This window comes from Mycobacterium sp. MOTT36Y (assembly GCF_000262165.1).
GTDB classification, from domain to species: Bacteria; Actinomycetota; Actinomycetes; order Mycobacteriales; family Mycobacteriaceae; genus Mycobacterium; species Mycobacterium intracellulare.
The window spans coordinates 4,603,121-4,617,026 of sequence record NC_017904.1 but is presented as its reverse complement, the minus strand read 5'-3'; the positions used below and the strand labels follow the sequence as shown (position 1 = coordinate 4,617,026).

General features: G+C 69.0%; 9 protein-coding genes. 2 read left to right on the top strand and 7 right to left on the bottom strand.

Annotated elements, in window-relative coordinates; all coding sequences use genetic code 11:
• Nucleotides 1–17: 17 nt before the first annotated feature.
• Nucleotides 18–1,571, top strand: a complete 1,554-nt coding sequence (locus W7S_RS20995; protein ID WP_008260110.1) for a DNA polymerase Y family protein — start codon at nucleotides 18–20, stop codon at nucleotides 1,569–1,571.
• On the opposite strand, the gene W7S_RS20990 is transcribed toward W7S_RS20995, so the two are convergent.
• From W7S_RS20990 to W7S_RS20965, 6 genes are all read right to left on the bottom strand, one after another.
• A complete protein-coding gene (locus W7S_RS20990) occupies nucleotides 1,562–2,719 on the bottom strand; it encodes an alpha-hydroxy-acid oxidizing protein (protein WP_014712305.1) in 1,158 nt (385 codons plus the stop codon). The two genes, W7S_RS20995 and W7S_RS20990, sit on opposite strands and share 10 nt — an antisense overlap.
• Nucleotides 2,720–2,780: 61 nt before the next feature.
• Entirely contained in the window at nucleotides 2,781–5,954 is a 3,174-nt protein-coding gene (locus W7S_RS20985) for an FAD-binding and (Fe-S)-binding domain-containing protein (protein WP_014712304.1), read from the bottom strand.
• Entirely contained in the window at nucleotides 5,951–7,762 is a 1,812-nt protein-coding gene (locus W7S_RS20980) for a thiamine pyrophosphate-requiring protein (RefSeq protein WP_008260106.1), read from the bottom strand. The genes W7S_RS20985 and W7S_RS20980 overlap by 4 nt, the downstream gene beginning before the upstream one ends.
• Before the next feature lie 311 nt (nucleotides 7,763–8,073).
• Nucleotides 8,074–9,333, bottom strand: a complete 1,260-nt coding sequence (kasB, locus tag W7S_RS20975) for a 3-oxoacyl-ACP synthase KasB (protein ID WP_008260105.1) — start codon at nucleotides 9,331–9,333, stop codon at nucleotides 8,074–8,076.
• Nucleotides 9,334–9,450: 117 nt separating this feature from the next.
• Entirely contained in the window at nucleotides 9,451–9,903 is a 453-nt protein-coding gene (locus tag W7S_RS20970) for a hypothetical protein (RefSeq protein WP_008260093.1), read from the bottom strand.
• Nucleotides 9,900–10,943, bottom strand: a complete 1,044-nt coding sequence (locus W7S_RS20965; RefSeq protein WP_008260091.1) for a nucleoside hydrolase — start codon at nucleotides 10,941–10,943, stop codon at nucleotides 9,900–9,902. Before W7S_RS20965 ends, W7S_RS20970 begins: the two co-directional genes overlap by 4 nt.
• Before the next feature lie 39 nt (nucleotides 10,944–10,982).
• On the opposite strand from W7S_RS20965, the gene cmaA1 reads away from it, so the two are divergent.
• Nucleotides 10,983–11,870, top strand: coding sequence for a cyclopropane mycolic acid synthase CmaA1 (gene cmaA1 / locus W7S_RS20960; RefSeq protein ID WP_014712303.1), 888 nt, complete (start codon nucleotides 10,983–10,985; stop codon nucleotides 11,868–11,870).
• Here cmaA1 and W7S_RS20955 read toward each other — a convergent pair whose 3' ends face one another.
• On the bottom strand, nucleotides 11,871–13,889 hold the full coding sequence (locus tag W7S_RS20955; RefSeq protein ID WP_008260087.1) for an SDR family oxidoreductase: 2,019 nt from the start codon (nucleotides 13,887–13,889) through the stop codon (nucleotides 11,871–11,873). It lies immediately after the preceding gene.
• Nucleotides 13,890–13,906: the final 17 nt, after the last annotated feature.

The following is a 13,906-nucleotide window of genomic DNA, read 5'->3' as shown; positions in this document are numbered from 1 at the left end:
TTTTGGCAATCTGGTGCATGGATTGGCCCGCGGTCGCGGCGGCGGCGGCCGCGGATCTGTCCGCGACCGTCCCGGTCGCGGTCACGCTGGCCAACCGGGTGGTCGCCTGTTCGTCGGCCGCCCGCGCGGTGGGGGTGCGCCGGGGGCTGCGACGCCGGGAGGCGGCGGCCCGGTGCCCGCAGCTGCATGTCACCACCGCCGACGCGGACCGCGACGCCCGCTTCTTCGAAGCGGTGATCGCGGCGGTGGATGACCTGGTGCCCCGCGCCGAGGTGCTGCGGCCCGGGCTCCTGGTGTTGCCGGTGCGCGGGGCGGCCCGCTATTTCGGGTCCGAGACCGTCGTCGCCGAACGACTGATCGATGCCGTGGCCGCCGCCGGCGCCGAGTGTCAGGTCGGGATCGCCGACCAGTTGTCCACCGCGGTCTTCGCGGCGCGGGCGGGCCGTGTCGTCGAGCCGGGAGGCGACGCGAGGTTTTTGTCGGTGCTGTCCATCCGCCAACTCGCCACCGAGCCGAGCCTGTCCGGTCCGGGCCGGGAAGAGCTGACGGACCTGTTGTGGCGGATGGGGATTCGCACCATCGGGCAGTTCGCCGCGCTGTCGCGCAGCGACGTGGCCTCCCGGTTCGGCGCCGACGGGGTGACCGCGCACCGATTGGCCCGCGGCGAGCCCGAACGGCCGCCCTCCGGGCGGGAGCCGCCGGCCGAGCTCGAGGCCGTGCTGGACTGCGATCCGCCGATCGACCGGGTCGACGCCGCGGCGTTCGCCGGGCGCTCGCTGGCCGGAACGCTGCATCAGGCGCTGATGGCCGCCGGCGTGGGATGCACCCGGCTGGCCATTCACGCCGTCACCGCCAACGGCGAAGAACGCCATCGGGTGTGGCGGTGCGCCGAGCCGTTGACCGAGGACGCCACCGCCGACCGGGTGCGCTGGCAGCTCGACGGGTGGCTGAGCAATCGCACCGCGCGCGATCCACGGCCCACCGCCGCGGTGACGCTGTTGCGACTGCAGGCGGTGGAGGTGGTATCCGCCGAGGCGCTGCAGTTGCCGCTCTGGGGTGGGCTGGGGGAGGAGGACAGGCTGCGGGCCCGCCGGGCGCTGGTGCGGGTGCAGGGGTTGCTCGGCCCGGAGGCGGTGCGAGTGCCGGTGCTGTCCGGTGGTCGCGGGCCGGCCGAGCGCATCACGCTGATCCCGCTGGGCGACGAGCCGGTGCCGCGGGCCGATCCCGATCTGCCGTGGCCCGGCCGGCTGCCCGAGCCGTCACCGGCGGTGCTGCTGGACGATCCGGTGGAATTGCTTGACGCCCAAGGGAACCCGATACGGGTGACCAACCGCGGGCTGTTCTCCGCCGACCCCGCCCGCATGATCAGCCAGGGCCGAGACGAGCGGCTGTGCTGGTGGGCCGGCCCCTGGCCGGTCGACGAGCGGTGGTGGGACGACCGGCCCGCGGGCGGTGCGGCCGGTCAAGGGTCGGGCCGCACCGCCCGCGCCCAGATCCTGCTGGAAAGCGAGCGTGCGTTGCTGTTGTGCTATCGCCAGCGGCGCTGGTACCTCGAGGGCAGCTACGAGTAGGTGGGCCGCAGCGCCTCCGGGGTCAGGTCCTTGAGCGAGGGGTATCCGTCGACGGCCATGATCAGGTCCGCTTCGGCCAGCAGTGAGCGCAGCACGTGCACGATGCCCTCGACGCCCCCGAGGGCCAGCCCGTAGGCGTAGGGGCGGCCGATCCCGACGGCGGTCGCCCCCAGCGCGAGCGCCTTGATGATGTCGGCCCCGCTGCGCACGCCCGAGTCGAACAGCACGGGCAGCCCGTCGGCCGCCTCGAGCACGTCGGGCAGGCAATCCAGGCAGGGCAGCCCCCCGTTGGCTTGCCGGCCGCCGTGGTTGGAGCAGTAAATGCCGTCTACGCCAATGTCTTTGGCGCGGCGAACGTCGTCGGGGTGGCAGATGCCCTTGACCATCAGCGGCAGGTCGGTCTCCGCCCGCAGCCACTCCAGGTCGTCCCACCGGAACGGGCCGCCGAAAATGGGCAGCTTGCGCACCGCCGCCTCGGTGGCGTCTTCGTCCCGGCTCAAGCGGGAGCGAAAAACGGGATCGCTGGTGTAGTTGGCCAGGCACCCGCTGGGCACCTGGGGGTAGTTTCCCCCGCTGAGGTCGCGGGGCCGCCAGCCGGTGACCCAGGTGTCCAGGGTGACCGCGATGGCCTTGAAGCCGGCCGCCTCGGCGCGGCGCACCAGGCTGGTGGCCATCTTGCGGTCCGGCGGCGTGTACAGCTGGAAGAACGCCGGGGTATCGCCCAGTTCGGCGGCGATATCTTCCATCGGGTCGGAGGTGAGCGTGCCCACGAAGAACGGGACGCCGGTGCGGACCGAGGCCCGGGCGCAGAGCATGTCCCCGTGGCCATCCGGGTCGCACACCCCGATGACGCCGATGGGCGCCATGAAGATCGGAGACGGAAACCTCATGCCGAACAGCTCGACGGACATGTCGCGCTCCTCGGGGGCGATCCCCATCCGCGGGTACAGCCCCCACCGTTTGAAGGCCGCGCAGTTGGCGCGCTGGGTGTGCTCGTCACCGGCGCCGCCCGCGACGTACTGCAGCACCTTCGGTGTCATCGCCGCCGCCGCCTTTTTCTCCAGGTCCTCGAACCTGATCGGGTACTGCGGCTGGTTTCCGTGCAGCGACTGGTCGTACAGCTCTTTTTGATAGTCGGCGAAGGCCATAGTCGGTCCAGTACCCCGCACCCCGTGCACCAAACGGCTTAAGCCCCCCCCGTGCCGGACCCTAAGCGCCCCTCGCGCCCCGCGTCGTCCAGAGCTGTCGCGCCACGGCCGCACCGGCCAGCGCGGCCGCACTCGCCGCGGCCACCGGCACGGCGATCCGAGTGGCGCGCGTTCGTGAGTCGGGCTCTGGCCGGGCCGGCGGCGACGTGGAACCGATGTCGGCCGAGGTGTTCGCCATGGCCATGATCTGGCCCAGGTGCAGCGCGTTCGCCGTCCCGGAGTCGCGGATCTGCGTCTGGCAGGAGAATCCGTTGGCCACGACCAGGGCATCTGAGTTCTGTCGGATCGCCGGCAGCAGCGCCTGTTCGCCGCAGTCCAGCGAGAGTTGGTACTTGCCCTGCTCGAAACCCCACGAGCCGGCCAGCCCGCAACAGCCGCCGGAGACCGGCTGCACGTCGATGCCCATCTTCTGCAGCACCTGCTGGTCTGCGTCGACACCGCCGGTGGCCCGCTGGTGGCAGTGGCCCCACAGCAGCGCCCGGGCGGCCGACCCGTTGGAGGACACCTTGGGCAGCCCGAGGTCGAACTCGGTGAAGAACTGTGCAAAGTGATAGCTGTTGCGCGCCAAGCGGTCCGCGTCGTCGTCGTGCGGCAGCAGCTTCTTGAGCTCGTCCTTGAAGACGGCCAGGCAGCTCGGCTCCATGCCGACAATCGGTGTGCCGGCGCGTATTTCGCTGCGCAGCTGGCGTAACACGTCGTGTAGATAGTGTTCGGCGACGTCGAGAAAGCCGTAGTCATACAGGGGGCGGCCGCAACAAATGTGGCCGGTGGGCATGACGACGCGCCAGCCGGCCGCCTCGATCGCCTCCACGCAGGCCACCCCGACGTCGGTGTGCAGGCGGTTGTTGAAGGTGTCGGGGAACAGGATCACCCGCGGCCCCGTGGGGTTGACGACGGGGCGCTTTGAGAACCATTGTTGCAGCGTCATCGGCGCGAAGGTGGGCAGCGGCCGCCGGCGGTCGATTCCGCCCACCGCCTTGGCGATTCGGGAGAGCACCGGCGTCTGGGTGGCGAAGTTCGCCACCTCGGGGATGGCACTGGCCAACCGCGCGGCCCGGTCGATGAACCCGAACGCGTACGCATACCGCGGCCGCCAGCGGCGCAGCGACCGGAAGTGGTGGTAGAGGAATTCCGCCTTGTAGGTAGGGATGTCCACCTCGACCGGGCAGTCGCTGGTGCAGCCCTTGCAGGCCAGGCACAGGTCCAGCGCGTCGGCGACCTCGTCCGACTGCCAGCCATCGGTGATCACCTCGCCGCGCAGCATCTCGAACAGCAGCCGCGCCCGGCCCCGCGTGGAGTGTTTCTCCTCCCTGGTCACCTGGTAGCTCGGGCACATGGTGTCCTGCGCCTCGGGCACCCTGCACTTGCCGACCCCGACGCAGCGCAACGCGGCATGCGAGAAGTCGCCGTGGTCCTCGGCGTAGGCGAACTTCACCTGCGGCCGCGGGGGATTGTAATCCGTGCCCAGCTTGAGGTTTTCGTCGAACCGGTACGGGTCGATCACCTTGCCGGGGTTCATCTTCCACTCGGGATCCCAGATCAGCTTGAACTTGCGCATGGCCTCCATCAGCCGCGGACCGTACTGCTTGTGCAGCAACTCGGCGCGCTGCTGGCCGTCGCCGTGCTCGCCGGACATCGACCCGCCGTAGGACGCGACCAGGTCACCGGCCTCCTCCATGAAGTTGCGGTAGTTGACAAGACCGTCCTTGTGACGCAGGTCGAACCCGACCCGCGAGTGGATGCAGCCCTCCCCGAGGTGGCCGTACATGGCGCCGCGCAGGTTGTGTTTGGCGTACAGCTGCTGTAGATCACGCACGTAGTCACCGACCCGCCGCCAGGGGACCGCGGAGTCCTCCCACCCCGGCCAGTGATTGCCGCTGTCCACCGGGAACGCCGTCGAGCCCAGCCCCGCTTCGCGGATCGCCCACAGCTCGGCGCTGTTCCCGCCGTCCTGCTTGCTGCGGGCCAGCACGATGCGGTCGTCCTCGACGTGCTTCTTCTTCTTCAGCCAGCGAACGAATTCCTCTGCTCGATCGAGTGATTCGTGCGGCTCGTCGGAGCCGAACTGGATCATCAGCCAGGCGCCTTGGGAATCCGGGCGCGGCAACGCGGCCCGGCCGGCGGCATTGGTTCCGGTGAGTTCCTGGTCGTGCACGAGCATGTGGTCGACGGCCTCGAGCCCGATCGGCTTCCACTCCATCATTTCCGGCGCGAGGTCGCCCGCCGCCCCGAGCGAGTCGAACTCCACCACCACCACCGTGCGGTGCAACATGGCCGGGGTGAGCATCACCGTCGCGGTCAGGGCCACCGCGCAGGTGCTTTCGGTGCCGACCAGGGCGCGGGCGACGTTAAACCCTCGCTCGGGCAGCAGCTCGTCGAGGTTGTAGCCGGACACCCGCCGGGGCACCTCTTCGACGTCGGCGTACCCCTTGCGGATGTCGTCGGCGTACTCGTTACGCAAATCCCGTAGCGCGGCATAGATTTCGCCCTTGCGGCCGCCGGCGGCGATGATGGCGTCGAGGTCCTTCTCCTCGTTGACGCCGACGGTGAACCGGGCGCCGTCGTAGGTGACGATGTCGAGCGCGTGGGTGTTGTCGGAGGTGCGGGGCCCCGGGCCGTAGAAGCGCGATTGGACCGAATGCACCCCGCAGGAGTTGTTGCCGATGTTGCCGCCCAGGGTGCACCGCGAATGCGACGACGGGTCGGGGCCGAACACCAACCCGTGCTCGCCGGTGGCCTTGTTGAGCTGTTCGTTGATCACCCCGGTCTGCACGGTAGCCAGCCGGCGCGGCGCGTCGATGTCGATGATGTCGGTGAGGTACTTCGAAAAGTCGATCACCACCGCCACATTGACGGTTTCCCCGGACAGGCTTGTGCCGCCGCCACGGCACAGCACCGGGGCGTGGTAGGCGTGGCAGGCCCGAACCGTCTGCACCACGTCCTCGATCGTCTTGGGAACCACGACCCCGATCGGAACCTGCCGGAAGTTCGACGCGTCGTTGGCGTACATCGCCAACGTGGCCGTGTCGAACCGCACTTCGCCGCTGACGTGGCGGCGCAGCTGTTTTTCCAGGCCGGTGACGTTGACCTTGTCGACGGTGGCCATCCCGGCGACGAAGCGCGTATCGGGGCGGGCCGGGATGGTCCGCGACTGATCGGCCTTGAGCAGGCTCATTCGTTGTCGCCCCTACCGCCGACGCTCTTGATGGATTCGGTGAACTCGTGCATCTTCTGCTTGGCGCCCTTCTTGGCGATGCTCACCCGGTCGGGATCCTTGACGACGGCCTTGGCGGTCTTCTTCGCCATCATCTTCTTGATGTGCGGCGGGACCGGCGGGATGTCCTTGTCGACGACCACCTCCAGCACCACCGGACCGCTGGCCGCCAGCGCCTGGTCCCAGGCCTCGCCGATCTTTTTCGGATCGTCGCAGCGGATGCCGGTCAGCCCGAGCAGCTTGGCGAACTCGGCGTAGGGAACATCCGGAATATATTGCGAGCCTTCGAATTTCGGCTCGCCACCCATCGCGCGCTGCTCCCAGGTCACCTGGTTGAGGTCTTCGTTGTTGAAGACGCAGAAGATCAGCGGTCCGTCGGAGAGCCGATCCTTGTAGCGCTTGACGGTGATCATCTCGGCCAGCCCGTTCATCTGGAACACTCCGTCGCCGACCAGCGCGATCACCGGACGGCCCGGATGCGCGAACTTGGCGGCGATCGCATACGGCGTCCCCGGCCCCATGGTCGCCAGGTTTCCGGCCAGCGACGCCGCCATGCCCGGGCGCATCTTGAGGTGCCGGGCCCACCAGTTGGCCACCGAACCGGCGTCGGTGGTCAGGATGGCGTTGTCGGGCAGTCGTTTTGACAGCTCGTGGGCCACCAGCTCGGGGTTGAGCGGATCGGCCTTGTCGTGCGCCCGCTTGTCGAGCACCGCCCACCACTCGGAGACCTCCTTTTCGATCCGGTCTCGCCATGACCTGTCGTCCTTGCGCTGCAGCAGCGGAACTAGTTCGCGCAGCGTGTTTTTGGAGTCCCCGACCAGGTTGGCCTCCATCGGGTACCTGGTCCCGATCATCCGGCCGTCGAGGTTGATCTCGACCCCGCGGCACTGGCCTTCCTCGGGCAGCCATTCGGCGTAGGGGAAGCTGGTGCCGACGAAGAACAGGGTGTCGGCGTCGGACATCATGGCGTGGCTGGCGGTCGAACCCAGCAGCCCGATCGGTCCGGTGACGTACGGCAGGTCGTCGGCCAGCACGGCGCGTCCCAGCGAGGTCTTGGCCACGCCGGCGCCGAGCAGTTCGGCGGCCTGGATGACTTCGTCGACGGCCTCGGCGGCGCCCTGCCCGACGACCATCGCCACCTTCTTGCCCTCGTTGAGGATCTGCGCCGCCTTCTCCAGCTCGGATTGCGGCGGAATCACCCTGGGCTTGGTCCAGCCGACGCTGGTGTAGACCGCGCCGTGCATCCGGGGCGGCGAGGGGACCGCCTCGGACTCGCCCACATCCTCGGGCAGGATGATCGTCGCCACCGTGCGGTTGTTCAGCGCCACCTTGCACGCCCGGTCGACGAGTTGCCGCGCCTGCTCGGGCGCCATGCAGATCTGCACGAAGTCCGACGAGACGTCCTTGTACAGCGACAGCGGGTCGATCTCCTGCTGGAACGCCGCGCCCAGCGACATCCGTTTCTGCTGACCGATGATGGCGACGACGGGGTGGTGGTCCAGCTTCGCGTCATAGAGGCCGTTGAGCAGGTGGATCGTGCCGCCGCCGGACGTGGCCAGGCAACAACCGATCTCGCCGGTGAACTTGGCGTGCCCGGTCGCCATGAACGCGGCCATCTCCTCGTGACGGGGCTGGATCAGCTCCGGGTCGCCGCCGGCCCGATCCAGCGCGCCGAGCATCGACAGGATCCCGTCGCCGGGATAGCCGAATATTCGGTGGATGCCCCATTGGCGCAGGCGATCGACGATGAAGTCTGCGGTTTTCGGCATGATCCCTCCTCCGGTCCGGCCAGCGGCCAGCTCGCCGTTCGATTCCTTCGGCTGTGTGGATCAACCGGATCAACGCCATCGACCGTCCACCGACGGGTGTGCCAGTGGCAACGGTTGCAGGCGGCCACGATCGGTTGCTTACCCTCCGCAGCGGAGGTCAAACGGGCGGGTCGTCGCGGTTATCGGGTGCGCCGCGTCGCACCCCAGCGGGCGCCCGAAGGGCGGGGTCAGCGCGGCCGACGAAAGGTATTGGGGGCCAGGCGTTGCGCCGCCCACGGGTCCGCCGCGGACGGCGCTTCGCTATGCGCGCGTCAGTAGCGTCCGAAGACGGTCGCCACGTTGTGTCCGCCGAATCCGAACGAGTTGTTGATCGCGTACTCGTAGTTGCCGGGGCGGGGTTTGCCGGCCACCACGTCGAGGTCGATCTCGGGGTCGAGGTTTTCCAGGTTCAGCGTCGGGGGAACGACCTGGTCGCGCAGCGCGAGCACGGTCAGGATCGATTCGACGGCGCCCACGGCGCCCACGGAGTGGCCCAGGGCGGCCTTGGGGGCGTAGACGGCGGCGTTGCCGCCGTGGGGGCCCAGGGCGTTGTTGATGGCCCTGCCCTCGGCGACGTCGCCGACCGAGGTGCCGGTGGCGTGGGCGTTGACGTGGTGGATGTCGCTGGGGGACAGGCCGGCGAGCTGGATGGCGCGGGTCATGGCGTGCCCGGCGCGTTCGCCGTTGGGGTCGGGGGCCACCATGTGGTAGCCGTCGGAGGTGATGCTGGCGCCCATGATGCGGGCCAAGATGTTGGCCCCGCGGGCCTTGGCGTGCTCCTCGGTCTCGATCACCATCAGGGCGCCGGCCTCGCCGAACACGAAGCCGGTCCGGTCGCGGTCGAACGGGCGGCACGCGCCGACGGGGTCGTCGTTCTTCGTGGACATCACGATCCGCATCTGCGCGAACGCCGCGATCGCGACGGCCTCGATCCTGACCTCCACGCCACCGCAGATCGCGATGTCGGCCTCCCCGAAGACGATGTTGCGCCACGCCTGGGCGACGCCCTCGGAACCCGACGCGCACGCCGACACCGGGGTGATGACCCCGGCCTTGGCGTGCCGCTCCAGGCCCACCGCCGCGGCGGCCCCGTTGGGCATGTACTTGGACACCGCCAGCGGGGAGACACCCTTCATCCCGCGGGCGCGCAGGTCGTCGTAGCTGAACACGATTTGCTCCGCCGAGCCCAAACCCGTGCCGACGGATACCATCAGCCGGTTGCTGTCGACCTCGGGCGAGCCGGCGTTCTCCCAGACCCGCCGGCCCAGGACGGTCGACATCATCTGCAGGTAGCCCATCCGGTGGCGTTCGGCGCGGGTGAGTCCGCCGTCGAAATCCTCGAGCAGATGACCGCCGATGCGCACCGGCAGGTCAAACTCCTCGACGAACGAGTCCTCGAGTTTGCGGATACCACTTTGCCTGTCCAGCAACAGCTTCCACGTGGCCTCGGCGTCGGTCGCCAGTGCGGTCGTCATGGCAATGCCCGTGACGACCACGTTCGGCAGCGTTTTCCCCGTAACCAGCTCCGCCATGACTTCCGAAACCTTTCATTTGATGAGAGCTGCTAACGAATTGACGCCGAGCCCCACTCATCCCACCAAATCATGCCAACACAAACCCTCATTGTCCCTGACGTCAAGGGCGTGGCGTTAATCGGCGCGTACCGCCTGCGCCTGCGCCACCAGGGCGCGGCCGCCCGGCAACGCCCGCAGAACGGCGCGGGCCAGCCGGTCGCGGCCGCGCAGAGCGCCGGTCCTGGCCTGGCCGGTGCGCAGGTGGCGCCACCCCAGGCCCGCCCACGACGCCGCGACCACGGCGTCGGTCACCCCGCCGCGGGCCCGGCGCCGGTCGACGAGGGCCAGGCCGAGCGCGGTCGCCGAGTGCACCGTGTCGACCCAGACCCCGGCCGCCAGCTCCTCCGGCCCGGGGTCGACCCCCGACAACGCCGCCTGGACCAGATGGCGAGCGCCCAGGATCCGGGTGACGACGATCGCCTTGCGGTCGACCCGTACCCCGTGGATGTGGCTCAGCACCTCGGCGGGGGCGGCCAGCAGCACGCCGCCCCACCCCGCCCGGATCAGCTCGATGGCACGAAACTTCATGGGGTATCGGCTAACCGGCGCGCGAAGGGGCCCACCCGCTCGATGAACCGATCGAAGAACGCCGCTGCGGTCCCACCCTTGAGGTCAATCCCGATGAGCGCGTTGGGTTCTCGACGACCCGACCAGTCGGTCACCGTCATGGCGCGGGTCAGGGTCCCGGTCAGTTCGATGTCCACCGTCGCCGGCCGGGTCGTCACGAGCCCCGGATCCAGCGCGATGGCGGCGGCGACCGGATCGTGCATGTGTGCTTGATACCCGTGGCCGAGGTCGTGGTAGGCCTCCAGGTAGAACCGGGTCGCGTCCTCGATCACCCTGATCAGGGGGTTGGACGCCGTGGACCGGGTTGCGCGTTCGTCGTGTTCGCTCAGCGGCGTGGTCGTCGACCCGGCGGTGGCCGCCAGCCGGGCCAGGTGCTCCGGTGTCATCGCGACCTTACGGGTCAAGTCCAGCCCGCACAGGATCGGAAGCCGTTGGCGCCCAACGGTTTCCTTGCCCCAGGCCGCCAGCACCTCGGCCGCGGCCTCCGGGTCCACGCTGATGTTCCATTCCGCGACCGCGGTGGTGTTGCCCCGGTGGTCATAGGAACCCCCCATGATCACCAGCCGGCGCAGCAGCGACGGCAGGGCGGGTTCGGCGCGCAGCGCCAGCGCCAGATTGGTCAACGGGCCGGTCGCCACGCCGATCAGCTCCCCGGGGTGGGCCTTCGCAGCCCGCACCCACGCGTCCGCCGAGTCGTAGTCGGTGAGCCCGTCCCCACCCGGGGGCAGCTCGGCGTAGCCTAATCCCCTGGGGCCGTGGACTTTTGACGGCAAACACATCGGTCCGGTCAGGGTTTCATCGGAGCCTCTCGAAACCGGTATGCCGGTGACCTCGCACAGCCGCAGCAGGCCGAGATTGTTTTCGCAAACCTGCTCCACGCCGACGTTTCCACCGGTCGAGGCGATGCCGATCACCTCGGCGTCCGGGCTGGCGAACAGGTAGATCAGGGCCAGCGCGTCATCCACGCCGGTGTCGACGTCGACGAAAACGGGAGCGTTCATTGTCTACAACATAGCCATCACGGCTATTAGGCTGAGCTGATGCCCACAACGTCGGAGCCCCCGGAGGGCACTGAGTTAACGCCGCACTTCGACGACGTGCAGGCCCACTACGACTTGTCGGACGACTTCTTCCGGCTGTTCCTCGACCCGACCCAGACGTACAGCTGCGCCTACTTCGAGCGCGACGACATGACGCTGGAGGAAGCGCAGATCGCCAAGATCGACCTCGCCCTCGGCAAACTCGGGCTGCAGCCGGGCATGACGTTGCTCGACGTCGGCTGCGGCTGGGGCGCCACCATGATGCGCGCCGTGGAGAAATACGACGTCAACGTTGTCGGCCTCACCCTGAGCCGCAACCAAGCCGAGCACGTCGATCGGCTGATCGCGCAGTCGAAGAGCCGCCGTTCCGCCCGGATCCTGCTGCAGGGCTGGGAGGAGTTCGACGAGCCGGTCGACCGGATCGTCAGCATCGGCGCCTTCGAGCACTTCGGGCACGAGCGCTACGACGCGTTCTTCACCATGGCGCATAACCTGCTGCCCGACGACGGGGTCATGCTGCTGCACACCATCACCGGTCTGCACCCGACCGAGATGGCCGAACGCGGCATGCCGCTGTCGTTCGAATTCGCTCGGTTCATCAAATTCATTGTCACCGAGATCTTTCCGGGTGGGCGGTTACCGTCGATACCGATGGTGCAGGAGCGCGCCACCGCGAACGGCTTCACCGTGAGCCGCATCCAGTCGCTGCAGCCGCACTACGCGAAGACCCTCGACATCTGGGCCGCCGCGCTGCAAGCCCACAAGGAGCAGGCCATCGCGGTGCAGTCCGAGGAAGTCTACGAGCGGTACATGAAATATCTGACCGGCTGCGCCGACGCCTTTCGGGTGGGCTACGTCGACGTCAACCAGTTCACGTTGCAGAAGTGATCACCAGTGCACGCCGGGCACCCGGCGCACCAGCCGCTTGACGCCCCGCGGCGTGCGCAGGCCGCCGGTGACGGCGCGGACGGGCCGGTTGGGCTTGCGGCGCACGGCCGGCGGCGGCGCTTGGGCGGCGGGTGCCAGCCCGCGCGCCGCGGCCGAGTCGGGATAGCCGAGATAGAGCTGGTGCAGGATGCGCCGAGAAGTCCTGGGGACGAAGTAATTTCCGGCCTCGGCGAGCGTGCCCAGCGGGGTGTCGATGCGCGCGGGCTTGTCCACCAGCCCGCGCACCACCATCGCCGCCGCGCGTTCGGGACTGATCGCCCGGACCGGGTTGAGCCGGTGCGACGGCACGATCATGGGGGTGCGCACCAGCGGCATGTGGATGTTGGTGAAGGTGATGTGATCGGACAGCACCTCGGATCCGACCACGTCGGAGAACGCGTCCAGCGCGGCCTTGGTCGGCAGGTAGGAGCTGTATTTGGGGTTGCGTGCCTGCACGCCGGCGCTCGACACGTTGACGACATGGCCGAATCGCCGCTCGCGCCAATGCGGCAGCAGCGCCAGCACCATTCGCACCGCGCCGAAGTAGTTGACCGCCATCACCCGCTCGTAGTCGTGTAGCCGGTCGGTGGAGTTGACCACCGAGCGGCGGATCGAGCGGCCGGCGTTGTTCACCAGGTAATCGACGTGGTCGAAGCGCCCCAGGATGTCTTTGACGGTGTGCTCCACCGACGCGGAATCGGTGACGTCACAGGTAAAGGCATGGGCGGCACCGCCATTGGCGCGGATCTCGGCGACCAGCTCATCCAGCGCGGCGCCGTTGCGGGCCAGCGCGAACACGGTGGCGCCGCGCTCGGCGATCGCGATCGCCGAGGCCCGGCCGATGCCGCTGGAGGCGCCGGTGATGATGACGTGCCGGCCGTGCAACGGTCCTCGCGGATCGTCGCGGCGCGCGCGGTCCGGATCGAGGTGTTCCGCCCAGTACCGCCACAGCTTGGGCGCGTAGGAGGAGAACTCGGGAACCCGTATCCCGTAGTCCCGCAAGGCGTTTCGGGTCTTCTCGCTGACGAAGGTGGGCGGCAGGTCGACGAGGTCGAACACCTCGGCGGGGATGCCCAGCTGGGTGGCCGCCATGTTGCGCAGCACCCTGGCCCGGCCGCGCACGTTGAGGACGGGGGCGGCCACCGAGCGGGGCAGCGACCCGCGCAGCGGCGGCAGCCCGGCCGCCTTGGCCACGCCGCGGTAGATGCCGCGCAGGCCGATCGTCTTCTCGGCGGTGAGGTGGAACGTCTGCCCGTCACGACCGTCGGCGTGCGCCAGCGCGACCAGCGCGTCGACGACGTAGTCGACAGGGACGATGTTGGTGCGGCCGGTGTCGGGCAGCAGGATGGGGGTCAGCGACGGCAGGACGGCCAACTTGGCCAGCACGCCGAAGAAGTAGTACGGCCCGTCGACCTTGTCCATCTCGCCGGTGCGCGAATCGCCCACGACCACCGCCGGGCGGTAGATGCGATGGCGCAGGCCGGGCGTCGAACGCACCAGCAGTTCGGCCTCGAACTTGGTCTGGTGATAGGGCGTCGGCAGTCGCTGGCCGACGTCGAAGTCGTCCTCGGTGTATTCGCCGCGGAAGTCACCCGCCACGGCGATCGACGAGACATGGTGCATCGTCGCGCCGAGGCGCTGCGCCAGGGTGATCACCGCGCGGGTGCCCTCGACATTGGCGGCGCGCTGCTCGGACTCGCCGGCGGTGATGTCGTAGATCGCCGCGCAGTGCACCACGTGGTCGATCTCGCCCAGCTCGGCGAGGACCTCGTCGCTCAGGTCCAGCTCCGGCAGCTCGGCGACCAGCGGTTTGACCCGATCGCCCCACTGATCACCCCACGCCGCCGCGAGCCGTTCGAAGCGGCCCAGCGACCGCCGTCGCACCAGCACCCACACCTGCGCGTCGGGCCGGGATTGAAGAAGACGAGACACGACGCGGCGACCGATAAACCCGGTACCGCCGGTAACGACATACCGCATGAGGACATGGTGGCGTC

Bases quoted from the DNA above. Each gene is read 5' to 3' on its own strand.
- W7S_RS20995 (WP_008260110.1), top strand. From the start codon at position 18: ATGGATTGGCCCGCGGTCGCGGCGGCGGCGGCCGCGGATCTGTCCGCG.
- W7S_RS20990 (WP_014712305.1), bottom strand. From the start codon at position 2,719: ATGGCCTTCGCCGACTATCAAAAAGAGCTGTACGACCAGTCGCTGCAC.
- W7S_RS20985 (WP_014712304.1), bottom strand. From the start codon at position 5,954: ATGAGCCTGCTCAAGGCCGATCAGTCGCGGACCATCCCGGCCCGCCCC.
- W7S_RS20980 (WP_008260106.1), bottom strand. From the start codon at position 7,762: ATGCCGAAAACCGCAGACTTCATCGTCGATCGCCTGCGCCAATGGGGC.
- kasB (WP_008260105.1), bottom strand. From the start codon at position 9,333: ATGGCGGAGCTGGTTACGGGGAAAACGCTGCCGAACGTGGTCGTCACG.
- W7S_RS20970 (WP_008260093.1), bottom strand. From the start codon at position 9,903: ATGAAGTTTCGTGCCATCGAGCTGATCCGGGCGGGGTGGGGCGGCGTG.
- W7S_RS20965 (WP_008260091.1), bottom strand. From the start codon at position 10,943: ATGAACGCTCCCGTTTTCGTCGACGTCGACACCGGCGTGGATGACGCG.
- cmaA1 (WP_014712303.1), top strand. From the start codon at position 10,983: ATGCCCACAACGTCGGAGCCCCCGGAGGGCACTGAGTTAACGCCGCAC.
- W7S_RS20955 (WP_008260087.1), bottom strand. From the start codon at position 13,889: ATGCGGTATGTCGTTACCGGCGGTACCGGGTTTATCGGTCGCCGCGTC.